Here is a 24,506-nt window from a genome sequence, read left to right on the forward strand (position 1 = left end):
TTTCCTTCGTCTTTTCTCCAAAAACCAACTAGAAATTCAACTCAAAAATCCCATAGTTTTGTTAAAATTTTAGCGCTAATTAAAAAATTATACTAAAGTAGGTGTTCATAAATTTTTAATCTAGATTAAAATACTCTTCATCAGACATTTCTCCGTTGCTAATTTTTTGCAATTCTTTTGCGTAAGAACGTATATACTTATCTAATTCTGCATTAAAATATTCAGATTTTTCTTGCTTGTAAGATCCATTTAAAACTCCGTTATAGTAGTAAAAAAAGTTGTAGTCAAAACTAGCCGCATTTAAATCATAAGCACCTAATAAAAACCCTAATCTTACTGCAGAGCGTCTTTGGTAACTACGCCCGTGGTGACCAGGACTGGTTGTGTTATTATCTCCAATAGAAGCTGCAAATTCATAAGCAGTAGCTATCTGAGAAAAACTAGTTTTGTTATAGCCATTAGGTCTTCTTAAATAGTAACCTGCCATACCATCTGCCTCTAATTCTGCTGCTCTGGCAGTAGATTCATTTTTAGATGGGTAACCGTATGTAAATTGTAATTGATGAGCAAACTCATGTGCTAATATCATAACATTTGCTATTTGCCCTTGTGCCTTTGCAGCATTATAAATGGCTTCTCCGTAATAAATTTTACCACTACCATAAGATATAGCATTGTAAGTAGAGTTAGGGTTAGAGTTGTCTTTTACAAAACTAAGTGGCACAGCTGGTCTTCCCCATACTGCTGCAATTTTAGAGTTTTGTGTTTGCATAAAATTAGTCTCAGAAGACGTTCCTATAGAACTGCTTAAATATGCTGTACTACTCCAGTTTCCGTCTACATAACCACATTCATATAATTCGTTTTCAAAAGCTTCAGAAATTGCCAACTCTTGTGCTTCTGCAACTTCGGTTTGCTGTTCCAAAGAGTCTGTATCTTTAGAACAAGATTGTAAAACTGCTACAAAAGTTAACCCTAGTAGGTAGGTTCTTTTAAAATTTAAGTTTTTCATAATTAATATTGTATTGATTATTAGTTAACACAATATTAGTAAATATTTTCCTACTATTTATGCAATAAGTTAAAAAAATTAACAATACAAATATAACTATCGGATAACTAGAGTATTAGAACTCAAATAAGGATTGAAAAAATGAAAACAACTAGTACTATGATAGTTACAGCTAAATAAAAATGAAGACTTTACAAATTATGGGTAAAAATAAAAAGGCGAAGTTTCCTTCGCCTTTTTCCCCAAATCTTACCATGAACTTAACCTACTTATGCTATGGTGATAACAAATGTATATTAATTATATAGTGCAATAAACAATATTAGTTAAACTAAAGAGTTTACTAGACTAAGTGATTTTTATATATTTTTTTTAAAAGGAATTGAATTTCAGGAAAGTAGTAAAAAATAAAAAGGTAGAGTCTCCTCCACCTTTTTCCCCAAATCTTACCATGAACTTAACCTACTTATGCTATGGTACAGCAAAGATAACTTAAGTTTATATTTTGTTCCTAAAGTATCGGATTAACGCCCATTTCATCAGTCCAACTACATATTATCCGATGAATGGTATAGTATAAAAAATAAAAAGGCGGAGTTTCCTCCACCTTTTCCCCAAATTTTACCATGAACTTAACCTACTTATGCTATGGTAATCACAAAATTAGCTATGTAACTACCCTTTGGCTGCATAAAAAAGCTAAAACGCATATATTACCGACAAAATACACTATTTAATGCATTTCATCGATGCATTTTAATACGCTCGTTCACTTTTACCTTCATAAAAGTTAATAAATGCTCTGTTAACCACTCTGTTACCTCCTGGAGTAGGGTAATCTCCGGTAAAGTACCAATCTCCTAAATTTTTAGGACAAGCCTCATGTAAACTTTCTACAGTTTGGTATATAATTTCTACCTCTGCTTTAATTTCTGATGAGCTAAGTAATTCTCCTATTTTTTTAGAAATTTGCTTTGCCGTAAAAGGCTTGTAAAACTCTTTCACATAGTTAACAACCTCTTTGTCTGGTCTGTTTACTTGTGTTAAACATTTCTCATAAATACCTTTTACAATATCCATAGAGTCATTTTCTTTATGTAGTGCTAAGGCAGCCCTAAAAGCAATAAAGTCTTCTAGTTTAGCCATATCAATACCATAACAATCTGGATATCTAATTTGTGGAGCAGATGAAACTACTACTATTTTCTTTGGTAATAACCTATCTAGTATTTTTAAAATACTCTTTTTAAGCGTTGTACCACGTACTATACTATCATCTATAATAACAAGGTTGTCTCCCTTTTTTACAGAACCGTAAGATATATCATATACATGCGCTACTAGATCATCTCTACTACTGTCTTGTGTAATAAATGTTCTAAGTTTAGCATCTTTAATTGCTACTTTTTCTATACGAGGTCTAACCTCTAGTATTTCGTGTAACTCCTCTGATGTAATTTTTCTTCCTATAGATAAAATTTGCTGTTCCTTTTTACGGTTTAAGTGGTTTTGCGCCTCTTTAACCATACCATAAAAAGAAGTTTCTGCTGTATTTGGTATGTATGAAAAAACAGTGTTTTTAATATCACCATCTATAGACTCTAATATTTGCGGAAAAAGTAACTTACCAAGCTCTTTACGCTCTTTATAAATTTCTTTATCACTACCTCTAGAAAAATAAATACGCTCAAAAGAACATGCTTTACGCTCTACTGGCTCTAGAATTTGTTTAATATTAGCTTTACCACTTTTCTTTACTATAAGAGCGTGTCCAGGTTCTAGTTCTTTTATTTCATCAAAAGGTACGTTAAATACTGTTTGTATTGCTGGTCTTTCCGATGCTACAACAACAACCTCATCATCTTTATAATAGTAAACGGGTCTAATACCTGCAGGATCTCTAAGCACAAAACTATCTCCATGGCCTAATAAACCAGACATAGCATAACCACCATCCCAGTTTTTAGCTGCCTTTTTAAGAATTTTAGCAACGTTTAAACGCTCTGCTATAATTGGTGAAGCTTCTAATTTAGTAAACCCTTCCTTTTTTATTTGCTTGTACAGTTTTGCTACAGCGTCATCTAAAAAATGACCTATTTTTTCCATAACAGTTACTGTATCTGCCATTTCTTTTGGGTGCTGACCAATTTGCACCAAATTGTCAAAAAGTTCATTAACATTGGTCATGTTAAAATTACCTGCCACAATTAGGTTTCTATGCATCCAATTGTTTTGTCTTAAAAAAGGGTGCACACTCTCTATACTATTTTTACCAAAAGTACCGTAGCGTACGTGCCCTAGCAACACCTCTCCTATATAAGGAATGTGTTTTTTTTGTAAAGCTACATTGTCTACATACTCTGGGTTTTCTTGTAAAGCAGTGTTTATGCGGTCATTTATTTGAGCAAAAATATCTTGTATTGGCTGACTTTGAGCAGAACGCACTCTACTCATATAACGCTCTCCTTGCTTCATATCTAATTTAATGCTGGCAAAACCTGCACCGTCTTGTCCACGGTTGTGTTGCTTTTCCATCATTAAGTACATTTTATTTACTCCGTAAAAAGCTGTACCGTACTTTTCTTTGTAATACTCTAAGGGCTTTAACAGCCTAATCATAGAAATTCCACATTCGTGTTTAATGGCGTCACTCATTTCTTATAAATTGATATTAAAAAAAGCCCATAAATGGGCTTGTAATTATTATTGTAATTCTATGTTAAACTGGGTTAATTCCGCAAACTGACGCAGCCTCTTGTCTACTTCTGTTTTTTCTAATTTCTCCATACGCTCTGTTCCAAAGCGTTCTACACAAAAAGAGGCCAAATTAGAACCGTGAATTATTGCGCTTTTTAAATTGTCAAAAGAAACGTTACCTGAAGCTGCTAAATAACCAGAGAAGCCACCTGCAAAAGTGTCTCCTGCACCTGTAGGGTCAAAAACCTCTTCTAATGGTAATGCTGGTGCAAAAAACACATTATCATCTTTAAACAATAATGCTCCGTGTTCTCCTTTTTTAATAACAACAAATTTTGGTCCCATTGTTTGTATTTTGGCAGCTGCCTTAACTAAAGAGTATTCTCCTGTTAATTGTCTTGCCTCTTCATCATTAATTGTAATAACATCTATATGCTTAATTACGTTTAACAATTCATCTAATGCATTATCCATCCAAAAGTTCATTGTATCTAAAACAATAAGCTTTGGTTTTTTTGTCATTTGTTCAATAACACTCATTTGTACGCTAGGGTGTAGATTTCCTAACATAACAACATCTGCTTCTTTATAACTTTCTGGAACTACTGGTTTAAAATCTGCCAATACGTTTAACTCTGTAGCTAAAGTATCTCTAGAGTTTAAATCGTTATGATATTTACCTTTCCAATAAAATGTTTTACCTCCTTTTACAATTTCTAAGGCAGATAAATCTACATTTTTACTCTTTAATAAGTCTAGGTGTTCTTGAGGGAAATCTTCACCAACAACAGATACTATTGCAGAGTTTACTTTAAATTGTGACGCAGCTAAAGCTATGTACGTTGCTGCACCACCAAGAATAACATCTGTTTTACCAAAAGGGGTTTCTATAGCATCAAAAGCTACTGTACCCACAATTAACAATTTGCTCATATAAGTTAATTTTGGTGCAAAGATACATTTTTGAAATAGCAATTCCGATTCATTAGAACATCAATTTATAAAAACAAGAAAAAGTACTATTTACGCCCAAAGTCTGCAGGAATTTCTCCCCAAGCTTTAGTTTCCCATTTTACAATTGTTGTAGTGTATGTATTTGTTTTTAACCAATCTTCTGCTCTACGTATTAACTCAAAAACATCTTCATTTTTTTTAGACTCCTTTAATTTACTATTGCACTTTTTTTTGCGTACCCAACTCATAGCTGTTCTAGAGTCTGTATAAATTATACGGTTACTATTATTTTTTTTAAGATATGCCAAGCCATGTACCAAAGCTAAAAACTCTCCTATATTATTAGTGCCTTGTTTAAAAGGCCCTTGTTTAAAAAGCTCTTTGGCGGTTTGGGTGTCTACACCACGGTATTCCATAATACCTGGGTTGCCACTAGATGCTGCATCTACAGCAATAGAGTTGTAATTTAGTTGCCCTATTTTATCTAGCTCTGCTTTAGACAAGCTTGTAGTAATTTTTTTACCTCTATAATCATCATAACTACCATTAAAAGCTTTTTTTGCAGCTTCAAAAGTTGGAAAAGACTTATACTGGGCGCCTTTCTCTTTATTAATGGCAGCCTTGCAAGCAACCCAAGAATCGTAAATTCCGGGTTTTTTACCTTTCCAAACTGTATAAAATTTTCCTTTTTTACCCATTATTTTGATAAAAGTTGATCTATTACCTTTGGAAAGTGCTCATACTCTAACATGTGTACCTTTTTTGCAATGTCATCTACAGAATCGTTACTATTAACTGCTGTTTCTGCCTGATAAATTATAGCTCCTTCATCATAATTTTCATTTACATAATGAATTGTTATGCCAGTTTTTGACTCATTATTATTTTTTACTGCATTGTGCACATGCATGCCGTACATTCCTTTTCCTCCATAATTTGGCAGTAATGCAGGGTGTATATTTACAATCTTATTAGGGAAAGCATCAACAAACTTTTGGGGTATTTTTAGTAAAAAACCCGCCAAAATAATTAAATCTGGTTGCATACCCTTAATTATGTCTAATAAGCAGTCTGACTTAGAAAAAGCCTTTCTATTGAAGCACAAGGAGCTTATATTCAGTCTGTTACATCTATCTATGACTTTGGCATCTCTTTTGTTAGTAAGTACACAGGTAATAGTAACCAAAGGGTTGTCTTTAAAATAATTTGCTATGTTCTCTACATTAGAACCAGAACCAGAAGCAAGTAGAACAATACGTTTCATAGAGCGCCAAATAAGGTAATTAATGAATAAAAAATGAGGTGTAAAATTAACACTTCAATATTAAATTAAATTAAAAATTGACACATTTTAACGACAAATGGTGTATTTAAACCAAAGTTTTTTATTTTTGCCTTCAATTAAAATTATTAAAACAAAATTATTATGTCAGACATTGCATCAAGAGTAAAAGCTATAATCGTTGACAAATTAGGAGTTGATGAGAACGAAGTTGTTACAGAAGCGAGCTTTACTAACGACTTAGGAGCAGATTCTTTAGATACTGTTGAGTTAATTATGGAGTTCGAAAAAGAATTCGATATTCAGATTCCAGATGATCAAGCAGAAAACATTGCAACAGTTGGTCAAGCAATAAGTTATATAGAAGAAGCAAAGTAATTTATTATATCTTGAACAAGATTTAAAAAAATATCCATGTGGTAGTCTTGCTGCATGGATTTTTTTTTTTAATTTACACATATCTAATTAATAGATTTAACAAAATTTGAGTTCATGCAATTAAAGCGAGTTGTAGTTACAGGTCTAGGAGCTTTAACGCCTATAGGCAATAACATAGAAGAATACTGGGATGGGTTAGTAAACGGAAAAAGCGGATCTGCCCCTATTACCCATTATGATGCAGAAAAATTTAAAACAAAATTTGCCTGCGAATTAAAAAACTATAATCCTGCAGATTTTTTCGATAGAAAAGAAGCACGTAAACTAGATAAGTTTGCTCAATACGCTATGGTTTCTGCAGATGAAGCAATAGCAGATTCTAAATTAGATTTAGACGCTCTAGACAAATTTAGAGTTGGCGTAATTTGGGGAGCAGGTATTGGTGGCTTAGAAACTTTCCAGAACGAAGTATTAAACTTTGCTGAAGGAGATGGTACACCAAGGTTTAACCCTTTCTTTATACCAAAAATGATTGCTGATATAGCACCAGGTAACATATCTATTAAACACGGTTTTATGGGGCCTAACTATACTACTGTATCTGCATGCGCATCTTCTGCAAATGCAATTATAGATGCGTTAAACACTATACGCCTTGGCCATTGTGACGTTGTTGTTACAGGTGGTAGTGAGGCTGCTGTTACTATTGCAGGTATGGGTGGTTTTGGTGCTATGCACGCGTTATCTACCAGAAATGATAGTCCGCAAACAGCATCTAGACCTTTTGACGCTACCAGAGATGGTTTTGTTTTAGGTGAAGGAGCTGGCGCTTTAGTGTTAGAAGAATATGAGCACGCTGTTGCCAGAGGAGCAAAAATATATGCAGAAGTAGCTGGCGGTGGTTTATCTAGTGATGCTTACCATATGACCGCACCACATCCAGAAGGTATTGGCGTTGTACGTGTAATGGAAAACTGTTTAAGAGACGCTGGTTTAAAACCAGAAGATGTAGACGCTATTAATACACACGGTACATCTACACCTTTAGGAGATGTAGCAGAGTTAAAAGCTATTAGCAAAGTTTTTGGTGAACACGCACATAATATTAACATAAACTCTACTAAGTCTATGACGGGCCACTTGTTAGGAGCTGCCGGAGCAATAGAAGCAATTGCATCTATACTTGCAATGGAGCACGGTGTTGTACCGCCTACAATTAACCATGAAACTGTAGATGAAAACATAGATCCTAAGTTAAACCTTACACTTAATAAGGCTCAAAAAAGAGACGTAAACGTTGCATTAAGCAATACGTTTGGTTTTGGTGGGCACAATGCTTGTGTAATTTTCAAAAAATTAAACTAAGATAATGAGTTTTATCTCCAAAATATTTAATTCCCATCCAGAAAAAGATGGGGATTTTTTTTTAGGAATAACACACATTTTAGGTTTTAAACCTAAAAATATAAGCATATACCGCAAAGCTTTTTTGCACAGATCTGCAAACAAAAAAGATAAAGACGGTAACCCTTTAAATTATGAACGCTTGGAGTTTTTAGGCGATTCTATGCTAGGCACTATTATTTCTAAATACCTATATAACGAAGTACCGCTAGGAGACGAAGGATACTTAACTAAAATGCGCTCTAAAATTGTTAGTAGAGAACATTTAAATGAATTAGGGAAGGATTTAGAACTAATAAAATACGTAGAGAGTAGAATTTCTAAATCGCACTTTGGAGACAATATACACGGCAATGTTTTTGAAGCACTAGTTGGTGCTATTTACCTAGATAGAGGCTACCAATATTGTGAAAAATTTATAAACGAAAGAGTAATTGGCCCATACGTAGATATAGAACAATTAGAAGGCAGAGTAATTAGCTATAAAAGTTTGGTTATAGAATGGTGCCAAAAACAAAAAAAGCAATTTAATTACAATGTTTATGAAGATACAGGCAATGACACCTTAAAACACTTTGCCGTTAAACTTTCTATAGACAATAATGTAATTGCAAAAGCAAGAGCAACATCAAAAAAGAAGGCAGAAGAAGCTGCTTCTAAACGTGCATTTTTTGCTTTACAAGACAAAATTAAGAAGTCTAAGTAAAATAATTGTTAACTAAAACGTTTTCGTTTTAAATACCTTGCTTAAACCTTAAAACATACTAGGCTAGTATAAGTTTTAATCCTATATTTACTCTTTCAGACATAAAGAATATGGGAGCTATACATAAAATTTCTGAAGATTTTTTTGAAGATTCTTTTTCATTAATTGCCCTACACAGCAGTCTAGAAGATTACGCAATTGGCTATAATCTTAATTTATTTTTAAAATCTAATTTTAGAAGAGCTAAAATAGATTTGGATGTAAACAAACGCATTTCTTTTCCTTTTTTTGAATGGGAAGATGTAGACAACCACAATTACTGGACTTTAATTAGCAACCATAGTAAAATAGAAGAGCAAGAAGAACAAGGAGGTCTGTTTGGTAGTGAACTATCATACACAACACATTATCTTATTCCTGAATATAAGGATGTAGATTACTTTTTAAAAATAGAGCAAGAAGACAAAGAAATTGTAGCTTCAATTTTAAAACAAATTGTAAGCATACCAAAAATTGTTACTGCTTACAGTATAGATGTTGATAACCTAAAATCTAAAAACAACTTAATTTTTTAACAATGCCAACTAACAAAAAAACAAAAATAGTAGCAACCCTAGGGCCTGCAACAAGTAAAAAAGAAATTTTAAGAGATATGATTAATGCTGGAGTAAATGTCTTCAGAATTAATTTTTCTCACGCAGATTATTCAGATGTTACAGAGCGTGTTAAAATGATACGTGAGTTAAGTGATGAACTAGGCTCTAACACTTCTATTTTAGCAGATTTACAAGGACCTAAACTAAGAGTTGGGGTTATGGCTGGTGAAGTTGTTGTTGCTCCAGGAGATAAAATATCTTTTGTAACAGGAAAACCTTTTGAAGGTACTGCAGAAAAGGTATATATGAACTATGCATCTTTCCCTAAAGATGTTAAGCCAGGAGAATTGGTTCTTTTAGATGATGGTAAATTAATGTTTAAAGTAATCTCTACAAACAAAAAAGATGAAGTAAAAGCAGAGGTTATACAAGGTGGACCATTAAAATCTAAAAAAGGAGTAAACTTACCAAACACAAACATTTCTTTACCTGCACTTACAGAAAAAGATATTAAAGATGCAATTTTTGCAATTTCTCAAGATGTAGATTGGATTGCACTTTCTTTTGTTCGTTTTAGTCAAGACTTAATTGACCTACAAGCATTAATAAAAAAACACACAGACCATAAAATTCCTATTATAGCTAAGATTGAAAAACCTGAAGCTGTAGAAAATATAGATAAAATTGTTGCTTATTGTGACGGTTTAATGGTTGCTCGTGGAGATTTAGGGGTAGAAGTTCCTGCACATGAGGTACCATTAATTCAGAAACAATTGGTACTTACTGCTAAAAAAGCACGTATTCCTGTAATTATTGCTACACAAATGATGGAAACAATGATTACTAGCCTTACACCAACACGTGCAGAGGTTAACGATGTTGCAAACTCTGTTATGGATGGTGCAGATGCTGTTATGCTTTCTGGAGAAACTTCTGTTGGTAACTATCCTGTACAGGTAATAGAAAAAATGTCTAGCATTTTAATGAGCGTGGAGAACTCAGATTTAATTTCTGTACCTCACAACCCTCCTCATGTTAAAACTAACAGATACATTACAAAATCTGTATGTTACCACGCAGCTATAATGGCTAACGAAATTAAAGCTAAAGCAATATCTACTTTAACAAATAGTGGTTATACTGCTTTTCAAATTTCTGCATGGAGACCAAGTGCTCACATTTTAGTTTTTACTTCTAACAAAAGAATATTAACACAATTAAACCTTTTATGGGGTGTTAAAGCTTTTTATTATGATAAGTATGTAACTACAGATGAAACTATAGAAGACGTAAATGCAATTGCCTGCCAAAAAGGATTTTTAGATGTTGGTGATATGCTTATTAGTCTTGCCGCAATGCCAATAGCAAATAAAGGTATGGTTAATACACTACGTGTTACAGAAATAGAATCTTGTAACGTAAAAAAATAAAAACTTTTTAAGTTTAATAAAAAAGAGTCCTGAGTGTTTACTCAGGATTCTTTTTGTTTTACACCAATATAGTTGCTGTAAGTAAACCTTAGTTTTAAAGACTATTAAAATGTAGCAACAACAACCGTATTTATGAAGTTTAAATTTACTGACACTAAAGTAGATTCTGTTTTTGGAATGACAGATGATATTAAAAAAAATTTAACCTATTTTAATACCAATAAAGACACCATAAGTATATTATGGAACCAAAATAATACGCCCGTTACTCTAGAAATAGATAATACTATTATAGAACTACAACCTAATCAACTAATTACAACTACTTACTTACACTACGTATCTTATCAAAAAACAGAAAAACCTTTAACCGCTTTTATGTTTAACAGGCCTTTTTACTGCATAAGAGATCATGACAGTGAGGTATCATGTAACGGAATTCTATTTTTTGGAACACAAGAACTACCAATTGTAACTATACCGGAAGACCAAAAAAGAAAATTTAGTACGCTCTATGAGATTTTTATAGACGAGTTTAGTACATCTGACAAAATCCAAGGAGATATGCTTCAAATGCTCTTAAAAAGGCTTATAATTATATGTACACGTTTAGCCAAAGAACAACTTACTTTAAAAAAGTTAAACAATGAGCAAATAGATCTTGTACGTAGATTTAACGTTTTGGTTGACGAGCATTTTAAAACCAAACGTAAAGTTAGTGACTATGCAGACCTGTTATTTAAGAGTCCCAAAACACTTTCTAACATTTTTGCTTTATACAACCAAAGTTCACCACAGCAAATAATATTAAGTAGAATTGCACTTGAAGCAAAACGACTAATAAATTATACAGACAAGCAAAACCAAGAAATTGCGTATGATTTAGGTTTTAATGATCCTGCACACTTTAGTTCATTTTTTAAAAAAATGACCAATTACTCGCCTACAAAATACCGAGAATTACACAAAAATTAACCGTCGGGAAATTTCTACAAGCCGTCGGGAAATTGCTATTAACAAATAGCTCTTAATAGGTTGCATCTTTGCATTGTAATTATAAAACAACGCAATTATGAACTTCATACATACCTCTATTTTTAACCTAATAGAAATATTTAGGTCAGAGAAAAAAAGCAAACAACAGACTGTATTAGCTACAGACCATTGTGAAAAAAAATACCATCATGATTTCTATTGTGATGCAGAAAAACCTTTTATCCAAAATTTTCAATAACTAAAAAATAATAACAATAGCCATTGTAAAGTGGCCACCTAAAAAAGAAGAATTATGAGCACATTTAACGTACCAACAAGAGCAGAAGTAAGCGAAAAAAATCAAGGAATTTTTGATTCATTAGAGAAAAAAGTAGGCTTTGTGCCCAACTTATATGCAACTTACGCATACTCTAACAATGCCTTAGAAAACTACCTTAATTTAAGCGGAGCAAAAACATCATTAACCGCTAAAGAAAAAGAAACTGTAAACTTAGCAGTAAGTGAAGTTAATAATTGTATTTACTGTTTATCTGCACATACAGCAATAGGAAAAATGAATGGTTTTTCTGATGAAGAAATATTGGAATTAAGAGCTGGTAAAGCTTCTTTTGACTCTAAATTAGATGCATTAGCGGCGTTAGCTAAAAACATTACCGAAAAAAGAGGTGCTACAGATAAAAATGTAGTAGAAAACTTTTTAAACGCTGGGTATACTAAAGAAAATTTAATAGACACAATTGTTTTAGTTGGCGATAAAACCATTTCTAACTATATACATAGCACAACAAAAGTTCCTGTAGATTTTCCGGTAGCACAGGCTTTATAACAAATTAATCAATAGTAAACTTTAAACAATAAAAGATGAAAAATTTAAAAAACGCGATAGCATTAGTAGCCCTATTAGTAGGTGTAGTATTTACAAGTAACGCTCAAGATAAAATGAGTAAAGTAATTTCTTTAGAACAAACTAAAGGCGAGTTTACACAGAAAAATTTAACTGTGGCGCCTGGTACTTATGTTTTTGAGATTGCAAACAATAACGTTGGTCATGATGTAGGTTTTGTTCTTGTAAAAAAAGGACAAGATGTTAGTAAACCAGAAAACCACATTAAAACTGCATACGTTACAAAAGCAGTTGCAAACGGTAAAACGGAAAAGTCTAACGCTACAGTTTTAGAAAAAGGCGAATATGTATATTTTTGCCCATTAAACCCAACGGCTACAAACAATACAATTACAGTAAAATAAGTGTTATCATTTTGTGCAATAAAATCCTTAATTGGCCTTAACAAGCTAGTTAAGGATTTTTGTTTTATAACACCTTAATTATTTTTATTGTTGTACCATTAAAAACAAAACTGTCTGTTGCGCTCTTACCCAACAGCAACTTACCAATTGGCGTATTTGCAGATATGCAATAAAACTTATTTTTATTTTGCACAAATTCCCCTGCTGATATAGCTATAAAGTAATTACTTTTTTCTGTGTATACTACACTTCCTAAACCAACCAAAGTAGTACTTTTTGCAATATTCACTTTAGACAATAACTGTTGCATTTTTTCTGCTTCTAGTAGTTGTGCTCCAAGTTTTTCTCTTTCTAGCTGTAGCATTGCCCTTCCTGTTTCATGCTTATCTCCAGCACTGCTTTTAGTTTCTGATGCAAGCGAATCTTGCACACCAGTAATATTGCTTTGTATTCTAGAAACCCTATTATTTATAAAATTTCTGCAAAACTCTAAAAGATCTTCTTTCTTTACCATTTTACTAAATCTGCTAATTCTTTACCCACCAAACTACCAATAGCAATTCCCATTCCGCCTAAACGCACACCACAATACACGTTAGGTTCAACTTCCTTTATTATTGGCTTTTTTTGGCTCCCAACACCCATTATACCACTCCATTTTTTATCTATTTTAAAAGGTGTGTTGGGTAAAATTGTTTCTCTTAATATATCTTCAAGCTTTTGTTGCACTATTTTGGTTTGTCCAAATACTGTAGTTTCTTCTGCTTTAAAGTCTAAATTTCGTCCACCACCAAATAAAACTCTATCATCAATATTTCTAAAATAATAATACCCTTCGTCTAAATGAAAAGTCCCTTTAATATGCAAATTAGGTATAGGCGTTGTTACTAAAACTTGTGCTCTTGCTGGCTTAACCTTTTCTTGTAGTAATTCTGCTGCAAAACCATTGGTTGTAACTATTAGCTTTTTAGTCTGTAAAGTAAAATTACTAGTTTCTACTGCTACACTATTTGCCGTTGTTGCAAAGGCTTTTACATTTGTATTATTTAAAATTAAAACACCTTTTTGATGAGCTTTAGCCAACAAAGACTGCATCATTGCACCAGTATTAATTTGACCTTCAAAAATATGAGTTATATAGTTTTCTTTTATTTTTTTAAAGTTGAATTTATTCTGCGTAGCCACAAACGCATCTGCTTTAAAAACTGGCTTTAACAAACTGTTTACATCATTAATTTTATCTAAACAATGCTCATATAAATCTTTATTAGCAGTTAAAAACAATTCATGTCCGCCATAATTTTTATACCCAATAGCAGTGTCACCTAAATTAGATCGCAATAAATTTATACCATCCAATCTTTTTTTAACTAGTGATACAACCTCTTCTTCTGTATGCGAGTCCAAGTCCGATAAAACCTCTGAAATACTACCAAAACAAGCAAAACCAGCATTTTTAGTACTAGCTCCTTGTGGCAACATTCCCTTTTCTAAAATTAAAATCTTAGCTTTAGGAAAACGCTCTTTTAAATACAAAGCACAATTTAACCCTACAATACCACTACCAACAATAGTAAAATCTATTGCAGATAACCACGTTTTATGCTCCCAATAACTAAAATTCATCTTACTAAAATAAGAACTAAAACTAAGTAACTGCGTGCAAAAATGTTATTTAGCGTTTTCTAAGCCAAAAAAGAGTTGAGTTATAATATTTACATCGTCTCTTTTTGCAGATAATGTACCCTTTAGACCAACAACTCCCGGTTTAACCTGGTTTGCTTTTACTTCTAGTGTATTTAAAAGTCCAAATAGTAAGTCAGACTTAGGAAAGCTTATATCGTTATTTAACTTAGAGAAATCTGCTGTAATATCTAAAAAGTTAGCGCTTTTAAAAATCGCTGTTTTAGGATTATTTTTAGTAGTAGCAAACAAGCTTGTTTTTGTTGCTGATGACACATAAAAATTATAAATAGGTAACGCAGTAAATACACCTTGTTCTATAGCGCCTTGTTCTTGTAAATAAGCTGGTAAACCATTTTTATTTACACCTAAATTTACATACATTTTTGGCACCTCTTTTTCTTGTATCGTTTTCTTTTCTACTTTATTAAAATTATCATCATAATCATATGTAATAATAGTGTCTTGCTGTTTGGTTTTACCACTTACTACCAAGCTAAAAAAACCATTACTGTACTTTGCAATACTATCTATCTGTAAATTACTTTTTTGTAAAAAAGAGCTATTTTTAAAGGTTGATATAAAGTCTTTCTTGTGATTTTCATCAGCAAAACTATAATCTAAATACATTTGTAAAGAAGCATTTGGCACACTATTTACTGTAATTTCTTTTGAAAAAACTGAAGATTTATCAACTTCTAATTGTCCGGATACAGCTAGTTTTCCATCTTCAAAATTTAAACCAATTACACTTGTTCCTTTTAGGTATACAACATGGTCTTTGGCATTTTTTAATTGCTCAATTAAGTTATTGTTTTTATCTGTAATCAACTTTTCATCTACCAAAACATCTGTAAAAACGGCAGAAACCTTTGTAATATCTATTTTACTTGGTGTAGCCGCAATTGCAAGGTTTTTAGAGCTCCAAGCTATACAAACTTTAGATTTTTCTAATACTGCGTATTTATAACCTTCTGCATCTTGTATTTTACCTTTTTTATTTTTTATGTACTCTTTTACATATGCATTAAAACCTGTAAAATTATCTATTGGAAATGTAGAAAAAACTGTATTGTCTACATTATTAAGTGTATATAAAACTACAGTATATGGTTTTAAGTTAATGCCCTTATCTAAGGTAGAATATTTCTCTTTTTTACTACTTGAAAATGATATATTATCATAATAAAACTTAGGTGAAGATAGCGCATCTAAAACCAATGTTTCTTGTATACCATGCAAATCTATTTTAACAACAGCATCTGCATTTTTGTGCACAACTCCCAATAAGGATGATGTGTTGTTTATAAATTTATAGCCCCAATAAACTATACCTAAAAGTATAATTATTGGGACTACTATTTTTACTATTTTTTTTAAACGCATATTGCTTAAAACTTAGTCTATAAATGCATCTATAAAATTAATAAAGTATGCTAAGCCATTTTTATGTCCTTCTTCTGGAGTATTTAAAATAACTTTAGTGCTAGACTTATTCCCCTTTAATTTACCTGTAGTAATTAAAAGATCTTCTGTATTACTAGTTAAAAAGTTAATTTTTCTTTTAAACTCTCTTGGCAACTCATTAACTGGTATTTGAGAAATTATATTTTTACCGTTAACATATGCCGCAGAAGTATTTTTGCTAATATTTTTTTTGTGATCACCACTTACACTACCTTTAAAACTACCATTTCTAATGGCTAACAACTGGTCTTTAGACGTTGCAAAAAACAACACTCCTTTAGCGTGCATTGCGTATACATTTACAGGTACACTTCTTGGTGTGTTAAACTTATAAATACCGTTATCTACCGTCATTTCGTTTTCTTTAACAGCAATATTCATAAGCTTGTTAAAAATACTTTCTCCGTTAGAAGTGGCCATAAAAATAAAATCTGGTACCGTTTCTTCTTTTGTTTTCTCTATTGGAATTCTATTATAGTTTTCATCATAATCATACGTAGTATAGGTTACTTGTTTTTTAGCAATATCATTAACTACAAATAACATATCTCCTCTAACCAATTCACCAACAGCCTCTTCATCTAAAAATACAGATAATAAGTCTGCTCCAAGTGGTATTGCAGTTGCCATTTCGTTATTTGTAGAGTTAGCAAACATAGACTTCATAAGTTTTGGATACTCTGTAAGCAAACCCTCTGTACTTGCGTTAACAGACATATAACCTAGCATTTTATCTTGATTAAAATACTTAAAAAAGTCTTTATTCATTTTACCATTATACATAGCCTTAGCGTGTTTAGCCATAGCATCACTCATAGTATAATCTATATTTAAAACTGCACTGGTATTGGTAAAATCTAAGGTAGATGACACTGAAGAGTTCCTGTATAACTCCTCTACATTATACATACCATATGCATAGTCTGACATTTTATTTGACACCAATTCATTATAAAGATTCATAAAATCTCCTGCCCAAGCGTGTGCCTCAAAGTTTTGCTTTCCTAAACTAGCAACATAACTTTTGTTACGTAAAATGTTGTTAGATGAATGGTCGCCATTTATAAAAGCTTTTGCCTTTTGTAAATTACGCACTTTTGCTTTTTGAGTTTTAGCTATTCTTTTTGCTTCTCTTTCTTGGCGTTCTCTTTTGTAACGCTCTTCTCTTTTTTTATAGTAATCATCATTAGAGTATGTTGCATCTTCGGTAGATTCAATTACCGTCTCTTCAACATCTTCAATTTCTACTTCTACAATTTCAATTACTTCTTCAGCCTCTTCAACTTCCTCAACTTCTACTGCTTCAACAGCATCTCCTGCGACATCAACAGCAACTTCTACTGCTTCTTCTATTTCTGTAACATCATCATAACTGTAGTAATTATAGTCATCATCTTCGTTTGTATCTTCAGAAATAACCACAACAAGCATTCTATCATTCCAGGCTACAGTAATGCCGTCATAATTATCTTGCATATAAGTTATATCACCGTCAGTTTTTATCTTTTCGGTACTACTGTTATTCTTTTTAATTAGGTTATCAAACCCATTTTTAGAACGTAATGGTATAGCAAAGTAGTTAGAAAAAACACCTTTTTCTGCTTGTAAAAAATAATATGCACTTGCATTAAAATCTATACCTAAATCATTAAGACTTGTTAGGTCACCGTCTGATTCTCTAGCTAACTCTTTAACCATTTCCTGTCCTATTTTAGAGTTTTCAAACTCTTTAATAGAAAATAAGTCTGTAACATTACTTCCTTTTATAGTAACAACCGCACTAGAATTGGCGGGTATGTTTTGTATTAAATCTTGTGCTTGCGCTGTATATGCAGCACAACAAATGGTTAGGCTTAATAGTAATTTTTTCATTCTTTTAATTGTTGATTAATTGTATGGTATTTTCTAAGGTTTGTTGGCCTGTTATTAAAGACAATGCAGGCACACGCATAAATACGGCCTTTTTATTTGGAGCTATTTTAGCACCTGAATTAGAAACACTTTTTACAGATGAATTAAACCTATAAATTGTTGTGTAACTGGCATCATTAAAAACTTTCTTGTCTTCTGACTTAAGCGAATTGAATTTTCTTTTTATACTAGCATCATACTTAAAATGCCTCTTAAACTGATGATTAACTTTATTGTATGAAAAATTAGTTGTGCTAAAACTGGTTTTTTCTCTTCTATTTTGGTTGTTAATCATTTCTTTAAAAATTGAATTAACATTTGCTACAGATTTAAAATCGCATGCTATAGAAAATATATAATTATCATAATCTACACTTTTTTCTATGTTAGATATGCCTTCTGTTTTTTTTAAGTGATCTACTGCATTTTTAATTGCCAAATCTATATCATCCCTAGAAGGCACCTTATGTCCATTAACACTGTCTAAGAGCATTACAGAAGCCAACTTAGATTTACTTTTACTTAGGTTTGCAGTTACCGTTATACGCCCGCTACCGTCTTTATTAAAGCTTATTTCTTCTAAAATTTCAAAACAACTTGTACAAAGCAATAATGATGCAAATAAAAGAGTGTAGGTAAATAGTCTTTTTAACATATAAATTGATATAAATTATAATAGTAAACTGCGTTTTAACACTAAAATTGCCGTTAACCTAAATTAATTAGTTAGACTACCAATAGCATTATATGTTACGCCAAAACAGAAATAATATGAGACCAGTTTAATTTTTTAGCATAGTCTAAAGCTGTTAAACCGTTACTATCTGTAACATTTTTATCTGCTCCAAGACTCAATAAAATATCTATAGTGGTTTTATTACCAGCTATAGCTTGCCTATGTAAAACTGTATACCCAGCTTCATCTTTAATTAAAATTTCATCTGGATTTTCTTTAAAGAATTCTAAAAATTTATCTGCAGTATTTACACACATTGGATGCTCTACAAGATTTTCAGGGTTTTCTGCTTGGCCATTAACCAACATAATTTTATTAAAATCGCCAAAATCTAAACCCCAAGCGTTATCATGTTGTTTTCTTTTTTCATCGCTCATACCAGACCTTAAGGTATGTATTGTAAAACCACCGTATGTTTTACCTGATGTTGCAAACATCCAATCGCTTATTTTAGACCTACTGCAGCTAACAGTATCACCTTCTGCCACATTTGTTAATTGCATTGGGTTGTTAGCTAAAACGCCAGTTATATTTTCTCCGTCAAAACTTATATTGCGCACCCACATATGCTCTATAGTTGGTTCACTTTCTCCTTTAAAAGTTTGTTCAAAAGGAAACTTTACAATAGCCAAGTCTAGCCCAGGTATAACTCTTCTGTACTCCCAGTACATTTCTCTCCAAAAATACTTAAATGTTTCCTGTGCTTTTTTAAAGGCTAATGACATTTCATCATCTTGTTTTACAAAAAATATATTATTATCTGAATTACTCATAAGTAGTTTTAATTTTTGTGTAAAGTTATATGCAGCAAAGATATAGGCATTACACAATAGCAAATACCCTGTAAACCGTGAAAAGGGATGAGCTAGTTACCACCAAAAAAAAAGCTCCGATAAAATATCGGAGCTTTTTAATTTATTCATCGTCTTTGCTAGGTTCCATAACAAAATCTTCCATAAAGGCTGTGGTATAATTACCTGCCAAATAATCTGGATGATCCATTAATTGCCTATGAAAAGGAATTGTAGTTTTTACGCCTTCAATTACAAATTCATCTAAAGCACGTTTCATTTTATTAATAGCCTCTTCTCTTGTTTGCGCCGTAGTAATTAGCTTAGCTACCATAGAATCATAATAAGGAGGAATTGTGTAACCACTATATACGTTAGTATCTAAACGTACACCGTGTCCGCCTGGTGTATGCAATGTAGTAATTTTTCCTGGAGAAGGTCTAAAGTCATTTCTAGGATCTTCTGCATTAATTCTACATTCTATAGAGTGCAATTTAGGGTAGTAATTTTTACCAGAAATTGGCACACCACCAGCCACTAAAATTTGCTCACGTATTAAATCGTAATCTACTACTTGCTCTGTTATAGGATGCTCTACCTGTATTCTGGTATTCATCTCCATAAAGTAAAAGTTACGGTGTTTATCTACAAGAAACTCTATAGTACCAGCACCTTCATACTTAATGTATTCTGCTGCCTTAACAGCTGCCGCTCCCATATCGTCACGCAATTTATCTGTCATAAATGGCGAAGGAGTTTCTTCTGTTAATTTTTGGTGACGTCTTTGTATAGAACAATCTCTTTCTGATAAATGACACGCTTTACCGTATTGGTCACCTACAACTTGTATTTCTATATGTCTAGGTTCTTCAATAAGTTTTTCCATATACATAGCACCGTTTCCAAAAGCAGCTGTAGCTTCTTGTACGGCACTTTCATAGAGAGCTTCCATTTTATCTTCAGACCAAACAGCACGCATACCTTTACCACCACCACCAGCAGTTGCTTTTATCATAACAGGATATCCCATTTTTTTAGCAACTTTTTTAGCTTCAGCAACATCTTTAAGTAAACCGTCTGAGCCAGGTATTGTAGGTACACCAGCTTTTTTCATGGTTTCCCTAGCACTAGCTTTATCACCCATACGGTCTATATGCTCGCCAGATGCACCTATGAACTTAATGTCATGCTCTGCACATATTTTAGAAAACTTAGAGTTTTCTGATAAAAACCCATAACCTGGGTGTATAGCATCTGCATTAGTAATTTCTGCAGCCGCTATAATATTTGGTATTTTTAAATAAGACTCGTTACTAGGAGCAGGGCCAATACATACGGCCTCATCTGCAAACCTAACATGCAAACTCTCTTCGTCTGCCTTAGAGTATACCGCTACCGTTTTAATTCCCATTTCTTTACAGGTCCTAATAATACGAAGCGCTATCTCTCCCCTATTTGCAATAAGTATTTTTTTAAACATCTTATGAAATTTTAAATTTTAATTCTAAATTCTAAAAAACTAAAAGTATTTAGTGTCTAAAATTTCTTATGATGGATCTACTAAAAATAAAGGTTGATCAAATTCTACTGGAGAAGAATCATCTACCAATACTTTAACTATTTTACCTGAAACTTCAGATTCTATATCGTTAAAAAGTTTCATTGCTTCTATAACACAAAGAACATCTCCTTGCCCAATAGTATCACCTACCTCTACAAATACTGGTTTGTCTGGAGATGGTTTTCTGTAAAAAGTACCAATAATTGGCGACTTTATTGTTATGTATTTATCTTCTTTACTAGCTTCTTTTGCTGGTGCAGCATCTGTTGCAGCAGCAGGTGCAGGTGCAGCAGCGGCTGGTGCCATTGGTGCTTGCCCCATAGGTATTTGCTGTAAAATAGTAGTCTCCCCACCAGAGTTTAAAGCTCCTGTTCTAATGGTAATTTTAATGTCTTCCATTTCTAATTTAACTTCGCTAGCGCCAGATTTTGCAACGAACTTAATTAAACTCTGAATTTCTTTAATATCCATAAAAATTAGATTTTGTTTAGTTGTAAGTTTTTATTTTGATTTAAGAGTTATAGGCCCATTTTAAGAAAATAGAACCCCAAGTAAAACCACCGCCAAATGCAGCAAATACTAAGTTGTCTCCTTTTTTAAGTTGATTTTCGTAATCTGCTAATAAAAGTGGTAATGTAGCAGAAGTTGTGTTTCCGTATTTTTGAATATTCATCATTACTTTAGATGCGTCTAAGCCCATTCTGTTAGCTGTAGCATCTATAATACGTTTATTAGCTTGGTGTGGAACTAGCCAATCTACATCTTTCTCTTCTAAATTGTTACGTTCCATAATTTTGGCAGATACTTCTGCCATATTAGAAACTGCATATTTAAATACGGTTTTACCGTCTTGAAAAACGTAATGTTGTTTATTTTTAACTGTTTCTTCAGATGCTGGTAATATAGATCCGCCCGCATCAATTTTTAAGAAGTTACGCCCAATACCATCAGACCTTAAGTATTCATCTTGAAAACCTAAACCTTCTTCATTAGGCTCAAAAAGTGCTGCACCTGCACCATCTCCAAAAATTATACACGTTGTTCTGTCTGTATAATCCAATATAGATGACATTTTATCTGCACCTATTAATAATACTTTTTTATACCTGCCAGACTCTACATAACTAGTAGCCGTAGACATACCGTATAAAAAACTAGAACACGCTGCTTCTAAATCAAAAGCAAAAGCATTGGTTGCTCCAATTTCTGAAGCTACATATGCAGCAGTTGCCGCTACTTGTAAATCTGGTGTTGCAGTACCAACTATAATTAAATCAATATCTGTTGGTTTAATACCTCTTTTTTGCAGTAAATCTTCAGCTGCTTTAATTGCCATAAAAGAAGTTCCTTTACCTTCTTCTTTTAAAATTCGCCTTTCTTTGATACCTGTTCTGGTGGTAATCCACTCATCATTTGTATCTACCATTGTTTCTAACTCCTTGTTAGTTAAAACATAGTCAGGAACATACTTACCCACTGCAGTTATTGCCGCTGATATCTTACCCATATATAAGTTTGATTTTTTAATCAAAAATTTTAAAAAAGTCTAAAAATCATGGAAAATTAGTCAATTTTTACGACTTTTTACCAAAACTGGCTTTTTTTTGACAAAAATTGATGAAAAATAAAAAAACCCTCACTTTTACGGTGAGAGTTTTAAATACTGTACAAAAGTAGAATTAAGCTACTGCTTCTTCTGCTTTGTCAATTAAAATTTGTCCACGGTAGTATAATTTACCTTCGTGCCAGTGAGCTCTGTGATACAAGTGCATTTCTCCTGTTGTTGCATCTTTTGCAATTGTTGGAGCTACCGCTTTATAGTGCGTTCTTCTCTTGTCTCTTCTGGTTTTTGAAATTTTTCTCTTTGGATGTGCCATTATGAAACTTTATTTATCCGTTATTAACTTTTTTAATGCGTCCCATCTGGGATCAATATCTTCTTTATTTTCCTTCTCTTCTTTTGGTTGTAGCTCTTGTAGCTTATCTACGGCTTTAGATCTTAAAGTACCATCCAAAACTCCTGGATGTATTCTTTTAGATGGAACGGCCAATACCAGCATTTCGTATAAATATTGCGAAATATTAACCTGATGTTCTCCGTGAGGAATTATCAGTATTTCTTCATTCTCATCATTATACTCTTCGCCAAACTTAACTACTAACTCTAATGTAGAGTTTATAGGTTGGTCATAAGCTTCACTAGATACGTCACAAAAAACATTTACTGTTCCTTCTGCTTTCATCTCTAGCTCTAACATTGTACTCATTTTGTTTAATTGTACCTCTACATGTATATTGGCATCATTAAACTCATTGTACTCAAAAGATTCAAAGAACTTATTGTCTATATTATACTCAAAACTGTGCTTTCCCTGCTTTAATCCAGAAAAAGGAATGGAATACTCCTTTAGCTTCATCATAACAACACTATATTTTAAAGTACCAGCCTCGTTAAAGGCGGGTGCAAAGATATTATTATTTTAATAAAACCCAACTAAAAAATTGTAAATATATTATTACTTAATAGTTTAGGTATTGTTTTGCCCTGTTTTAGGGCTTAATTTTGTTTAAATCTAGAAAAAATATCTTACTCTTTTCTCTTTAAACGTTGTTTTTTTAACGGATTTTGGGTTAGCTCTGCATATTCTTGCCTGTTTTTAAAGATTTTTAGCGCTGTAAAAACAGCTTCTTTAAATGAACTATGGTCTGCTTTACCTTTGCCTGCAATTTCATAAGCAGTGCCATGATCTGGTGATGTACGTACTTTTTGCAATCCGGCAGTGTAGTTTACACCTTTACCAAATGACAGCGTTTTAAAAGGTATTAAACCTTGGTCATGATAAGCTGCAAGTATTGCATCAAAATTACTATAAGCATCAGACCCAAAAAAGCTATCTGCAGAATAGGGTCCAAAAACCATTTTACCCTGATTTTTTAATTCGGTTATTGTTGGCTTTAGTACTGTATCGTCCTCTTTACCAATAACACCATTATCTCCACTATGCGGATTTATGCCTAACAATGCAATTTTTGGCTTTTGTATGGCAAAATCTGCTTTTAAAGAGTGCTCTATAGTTGCTATTTTTTCTTTTACAAGTTTAGGTGTAATTGCTTTTGCTACATCTTTAACTGCAATATGGTCTGTTAACAAACCTACTTTTAAAGTACTTGTTACCATAAACATTAAACTATTACCACCTAATTCTTTTGCTAAATAATCTGTATGTCCAGGAAAGTTAAATTCATCAGACTGTATATTATTTTTATTTATTGGCGCTGTAACTAATACATCTATTTTATCTTCTTTTAAAGCTTTTGTTGCCGCTTGCAAAGATTTTAGAGCGTATTTACCACTTTCTTCAGTAGGTGTTCCAAACTGTGTCTTTGGTATTTCTTTCCAAACATTAACTACATTAATTTTGTTATCTACAGCTTTATCTGCATCAGGTACACCATTGTAATTAATATTTATATTTAGCTCTTTTTTTTGAAAAGAAATGGTTTTGTTTGATGCAAAAATAACAGGGGTACAAAAATCTAACATTCGGTTGTCTTCAAAAGTCTTTAAAACAACTTCACAGCCAATTCCGTTTAAATCGCCTATAGAAATTCCTACCTTAATTTTTTTATCTTCTTGCATAATTCAACTGTATA

26 protein-coding genes are annotated in these 24,506 nt (G+C 32.4%); 9 read left to right on the top strand and 17 right to left on the bottom strand.

Annotation, left to right across the window (positions count from 1 at the left end):
* Positions 1 to 115: 115 nt before the first annotated feature.
* The 5 genes from CELLY_RS06270 to purN all read right to left on the bottom strand — a co-directional run bounded on the left by CELLY_RS06270 (position 116) and on the right by purN (position 5,927).
* Complete coding sequence (locus CELLY_RS06270) at positions 116 to 1,012, bottom strand: metalloprotease (RefSeq protein ID WP_013620823.1); 897 nt, start codon at positions 1,010 to 1,012, stop codon at positions 116 to 118.
* Positions 1,013 to 1,768: 756 nt separating this feature from the next.
* Complete coding sequence (locus CELLY_RS06275; protein ID WP_013620824.1) at positions 1,769 to 3,667, bottom strand: amidophosphoribosyltransferase; 1,899 nt, start codon at positions 3,665 to 3,667, stop codon at positions 1,769 to 1,771.
* Between the two features lie 48 nt (positions 3,668 to 3,715).
* Positions 3,716 to 4,642 carry a PfkB family carbohydrate kinase gene (locus CELLY_RS06280; protein ID WP_013620825.1) on the bottom strand — a complete coding sequence of 309 codons (927 nt, stop codon included), beginning with the start codon at positions 4,640 to 4,642 and terminating at the stop codon, positions 3,716 to 3,718.
* 86 nt (positions 4,643 to 4,728) lie between these two features.
* The gene (locus CELLY_RS06285; protein WP_013620826.1) at positions 4,729 to 5,361 is read right to left on the bottom strand and encodes a ribonuclease H1 domain-containing protein; all 633 of its coding nucleotides are present in this window, start codon (positions 5,359 to 5,361) and stop codon (positions 4,729 to 4,731) included.
* Positions 5,361 to 5,927, bottom strand: coding sequence for a phosphoribosylglycinamide formyltransferase (gene purN, locus CELLY_RS06290; protein WP_013620827.1), 567 nt, complete (start codon positions 5,925 to 5,927; stop codon positions 5,361 to 5,363). Before purN ends, CELLY_RS06285 begins: the two co-directional genes overlap by 1 nt.
* Positions 5,928 to 6,089: 162 nt before the next feature.
* On the opposite strand from purN, the gene CELLY_RS06295 reads away from it, so the two are divergent.
* The 9 genes from CELLY_RS06295 to CELLY_RS06330 all read left to right on the top strand — a co-directional run bounded on the left by CELLY_RS06295 (position 6,090) and on the right by CELLY_RS06330 (position 12,703).
* Positions 6,090 to 6,323, top strand: a complete 234-nt coding sequence (locus CELLY_RS06295) for an acyl carrier protein (RefSeq protein ID WP_008269813.1) — start codon at positions 6,090 to 6,092, stop codon at positions 6,321 to 6,323.
* A gap of 114 nt (positions 6,324 to 6,437) precedes the next feature.
* The gene (gene fabF / locus CELLY_RS06300; RefSeq protein WP_013620828.1) at positions 6,438 to 7,688 is read left to right on the top strand and encodes a beta-ketoacyl-ACP synthase II; all 1,251 of its coding nucleotides are present in this window, start codon (positions 6,438 to 6,440) and stop codon (positions 7,686 to 7,688) included.
* Positions 7,689 to 7,692: 4 nt separating this feature from the next.
* The gene (rnc, locus tag CELLY_RS06305) at positions 7,693 to 8,433 is read left to right on the top strand and encodes a ribonuclease III (protein WP_013620829.1); all 741 of its coding nucleotides are present in this window, start codon (positions 7,693 to 7,695) and stop codon (positions 8,431 to 8,433) included.
* Positions 8,434 to 8,543: 110 nt separating this feature from the next.
* Positions 8,544 to 9,008, top strand: coding sequence for an IPExxxVDY family protein (locus tag CELLY_RS06310; protein WP_013620830.1), 465 nt, complete (start codon positions 8,544 to 8,546; stop codon positions 9,006 to 9,008).
* 2 nt (positions 9,009 to 9,010) lie between these two features.
* Complete coding sequence (gene pyk / locus CELLY_RS06315; RefSeq protein ID WP_013620831.1) at positions 9,011 to 10,459, top strand: pyruvate kinase; 1,449 nt, start codon at positions 9,011 to 9,013, stop codon at positions 10,457 to 10,459.
* 132 nt (positions 10,460 to 10,591) lie between these two features.
* Entirely contained in the window at positions 10,592 to 11,434 is an 843-nt protein-coding gene (locus tag CELLY_RS06320) for a helix-turn-helix domain-containing protein (RefSeq protein ID WP_013620832.1), read from the top strand.
* A 97-nt stretch (positions 11,435 to 11,531) separates the two neighbouring features.
* Complete coding sequence (locus CELLY_RS17050; RefSeq protein ID WP_156099830.1) at positions 11,532 to 11,693, top strand: hypothetical protein; 162 nt, start codon at positions 11,532 to 11,534, stop codon at positions 11,691 to 11,693.
* 54 nt (positions 11,694 to 11,747) lie between these two features.
* On the top strand, positions 11,748 to 12,281 hold the full coding sequence (locus tag CELLY_RS06325) for a carboxymuconolactone decarboxylase family protein (RefSeq protein WP_013620833.1): 534 nt from the start codon (positions 11,748 to 11,750) through the stop codon (positions 12,279 to 12,281).
* A gap of 35 nt (positions 12,282 to 12,316) precedes the next feature.
* Complete coding sequence (locus CELLY_RS06330; RefSeq protein WP_013620834.1) at positions 12,317 to 12,703, top strand: plastocyanin/azurin family copper-binding protein; 387 nt, start codon at positions 12,317 to 12,319, stop codon at positions 12,701 to 12,703.
* Positions 12,704 to 12,767: 64 nt separating this feature from the next.
* On the opposite strand, the gene CELLY_RS06335 is transcribed toward CELLY_RS06330, so the two are convergent.
* From CELLY_RS06335 to pdxA, 12 genes are all read right to left on the bottom strand, one after another.
* Entirely contained in the window at positions 12,768 to 13,217 is a 450-nt protein-coding gene (locus CELLY_RS06335; RefSeq protein ID WP_013620835.1) for a GreA/GreB family elongation factor, read from the bottom strand.
* Positions 13,211 to 14,329 carry an NAD(P)/FAD-dependent oxidoreductase gene (locus CELLY_RS06340; RefSeq protein ID WP_013620836.1) on the bottom strand — a complete coding sequence of 373 codons (1,119 nt, stop codon included), beginning with the start codon at positions 14,327 to 14,329 and terminating at the stop codon, positions 13,211 to 13,213. Before CELLY_RS06340 ends, CELLY_RS06335 begins: the two co-directional genes overlap by 7 nt.
* 45 nt (positions 14,330 to 14,374) lie before the next feature.
* Entirely contained in the window at positions 14,375 to 15,772 is a 1,398-nt protein-coding gene (locus CELLY_RS06345) for a hypothetical protein (protein ID WP_013620837.1), read from the bottom strand.
* 12 nt (positions 15,773 to 15,784) lie between these two features.
* Positions 15,785 to 17,725 (bottom strand): hypothetical protein, encoded by a 1,941-nt coding sequence (locus CELLY_RS06350; RefSeq protein ID WP_013620838.1) that lies wholly within the window; start codon positions 17,723 to 17,725, stop codon positions 15,785 to 15,787.
* A 4-nt stretch (positions 17,726 to 17,729) separates the two neighbouring features.
* Positions 17,730 to 18,419, bottom strand: a complete 690-nt coding sequence (locus tag CELLY_RS06355) for a hypothetical protein (protein ID WP_013620839.1) — start codon at positions 18,417 to 18,419, stop codon at positions 17,730 to 17,732.
* 95 nt (positions 18,420 to 18,514) lie between these two features.
* Positions 18,515 to 19,273, bottom strand: coding sequence for a DUF2314 domain-containing protein (locus tag CELLY_RS06360; protein ID WP_013620840.1), 759 nt, complete (start codon positions 19,271 to 19,273; stop codon positions 18,515 to 18,517).
* A 142-nt stretch (positions 19,274 to 19,415) separates the two neighbouring features.
* A complete protein-coding gene (gene accC / locus CELLY_RS06365; protein ID WP_013620841.1) occupies positions 19,416 to 20,771 on the bottom strand; it encodes an acetyl-CoA carboxylase biotin carboxylase subunit in 1,356 nt (451 codons plus the stop codon).
* 66 nt (positions 20,772 to 20,837) lie between these two features.
* On the bottom strand, positions 20,838 to 21,323 hold the full coding sequence (gene accB, locus CELLY_RS06370; protein WP_013620842.1) for an acetyl-CoA carboxylase biotin carboxyl carrier protein: 486 nt from the start codon (positions 21,321 to 21,323) through the stop codon (positions 20,838 to 20,840).
* 40 nt (positions 21,324 to 21,363) lie between these two features.
* The gene (locus CELLY_RS06375; RefSeq protein ID WP_013620843.1) at positions 21,364 to 22,359 is read right to left on the bottom strand and encodes a beta-ketoacyl-ACP synthase III; all 996 of its coding nucleotides are present in this window, start codon (positions 22,357 to 22,359) and stop codon (positions 21,364 to 21,366) included.
* A 172-nt stretch (positions 22,360 to 22,531) separates the two neighbouring features.
* A complete protein-coding gene (rpmF, locus tag CELLY_RS06380; protein WP_013620844.1) occupies positions 22,532 to 22,729 on the bottom strand; it encodes a 50S ribosomal protein L32 in 198 nt (65 codons plus the stop codon).
* A gap of 9 nt (positions 22,730 to 22,738) precedes the next feature.
* Entirely contained in the window at positions 22,739 to 23,272 is a 534-nt protein-coding gene (locus CELLY_RS06385) for a YceD family protein (RefSeq protein ID WP_013620845.1), read from the bottom strand.
* Between the two features lie 167 nt (positions 23,273 to 23,439).
* Positions 23,440 to 24,492 (bottom strand): 4-hydroxythreonine-4-phosphate dehydrogenase PdxA, encoded by a 1,053-nt coding sequence (gene pdxA / locus CELLY_RS06390; RefSeq protein WP_013620846.1) that lies wholly within the window; start codon positions 24,490 to 24,492, stop codon positions 23,440 to 23,442.
* Positions 24,493 to 24,506: the final 14 nt, after the last annotated feature.

Source organism: Cellulophaga lytica DSM 7489 (assembly GCF_000190595.1).
Lineage (GTDB): Bacteria > Bacteroidota > Bacteroidia > Flavobacteriales > Flavobacteriaceae > Cellulophaga > Cellulophaga lytica.

Coding starts and splice junctions, on each gene's coding strand:
- CELLY_RS06270 (WP_013620823.1), bottom strand. CDS start 1,012: ATGAAAAACTTAAATTTTAAAAGAACCTACCTACTAGGGTTAACTTTT.
- CELLY_RS06275 (WP_013620824.1), bottom strand. CDS start 3,667: ATGAGTGACGCCATTAAACACGAATGTGGAATTTCTATGATTAGGCTG.
- CELLY_RS06280 (WP_013620825.1), bottom strand. CDS start 4,642: ATGAGCAAATTGTTAATTGTGGGTACAGTAGCTTTTGATGCTATAGAA.
- CELLY_RS06285 (WP_013620826.1), bottom strand. CDS start 5,361: ATGGGTAAAAAAGGAAAATTTTATACAGTTTGGAAAGGTAAAAAACCC.
- purN (WP_013620827.1), bottom strand. CDS start 5,927: ATGAAACGTATTGTTCTACTTGCTTCTGGTTCTGGTTCTAATGTAGAG.
- CELLY_RS06295 (WP_008269813.1), top strand. CDS start 6,090: ATGTCAGACATTGCATCAAGAGTAAAAGCTATAATCGTTGACAAATTA.
- fabF (WP_013620828.1), top strand. CDS start 6,438: ATGCAATTAAAGCGAGTTGTAGTTACAGGTCTAGGAGCTTTAACGCCT.
- rnc (WP_013620829.1), top strand. CDS start 7,693: ATGAGTTTTATCTCCAAAATATTTAATTCCCATCCAGAAAAAGATGGG.
- CELLY_RS06310 (WP_013620830.1), top strand. CDS start 8,544: ATGGGAGCTATACATAAAATTTCTGAAGATTTTTTTGAAGATTCTTTT.
- pyk (WP_013620831.1), top strand. CDS start 9,011: ATGCCAACTAACAAAAAAACAAAAATAGTAGCAACCCTAGGGCCTGCA.
- CELLY_RS06320 (WP_013620832.1), top strand. CDS start 10,592: ATGAAGTTTAAATTTACTGACACTAAAGTAGATTCTGTTTTTGGAATG.
- CELLY_RS17050 (WP_156099830.1), top strand. CDS start 11,532: ATGAACTTCATACATACCTCTATTTTTAACCTAATAGAAATATTTAGG.
- CELLY_RS06325 (WP_013620833.1), top strand. CDS start 11,748: ATGAGCACATTTAACGTACCAACAAGAGCAGAAGTAAGCGAAAAAAAT.
- CELLY_RS06330 (WP_013620834.1), top strand. CDS start 12,317: ATGAAAAATTTAAAAAACGCGATAGCATTAGTAGCCCTATTAGTAGGT.
- CELLY_RS06335 (WP_013620835.1), bottom strand. CDS start 13,217: ATGGTAAAGAAAGAAGATCTTTTAGAGTTTTGCAGAAATTTTATAAAT.
- CELLY_RS06340 (WP_013620836.1), bottom strand. CDS start 14,329: ATGAATTTTAGTTATTGGGAGCATAAAACGTGGTTATCTGCAATAGAT.
- CELLY_RS06345 (WP_013620837.1), bottom strand. CDS start 15,772: ATGCGTTTAAAAAAAATAGTAAAAATAGTAGTCCCAATAATTATACTT.
- CELLY_RS06350 (WP_013620838.1), bottom strand. CDS start 17,725: ATGAAAAAATTACTATTAAGCCTAACCATTTGTTGTGCTGCATATACA.
- CELLY_RS06355 (WP_013620839.1), bottom strand. CDS start 18,419: ATGTTAAAAAGACTATTTACCTACACTCTTTTATTTGCATCATTATTG.
- CELLY_RS06360 (WP_013620840.1), bottom strand. CDS start 19,273: ATGAGTAATTCAGATAATAATATATTTTTTGTAAAACAAGATGATGAA.
- accC (WP_013620841.1), bottom strand. CDS start 20,771: ATGTTTAAAAAAATACTTATTGCAAATAGGGGAGAGATAGCGCTTCGT.
- accB (WP_013620842.1), bottom strand. CDS start 21,323: ATGGATATTAAAGAAATTCAGAGTTTAATTAAGTTCGTTGCAAAATCT.
- CELLY_RS06375 (WP_013620843.1), bottom strand. CDS start 22,359: ATGGGTAAGATATCAGCGGCAATAACTGCAGTGGGTAAGTATGTTCCT.
- rpmF (WP_013620844.1), bottom strand. CDS start 22,729: ATGGCACATCCAAAGAGAAAAATTTCAAAAACCAGAAGAGACAAGAGA.
- CELLY_RS06385 (WP_013620845.1), bottom strand. CDS start 23,272: ATGATGAAGCTAAAGGAGTATTCCATTCCTTTTTCTGGATTAAAGCAG.
- pdxA (WP_013620846.1), bottom strand. CDS start 24,492: ATGCAAGAAGATAAAAAAATTAAGGTAGGAATTTCTATAGGCGATTTA.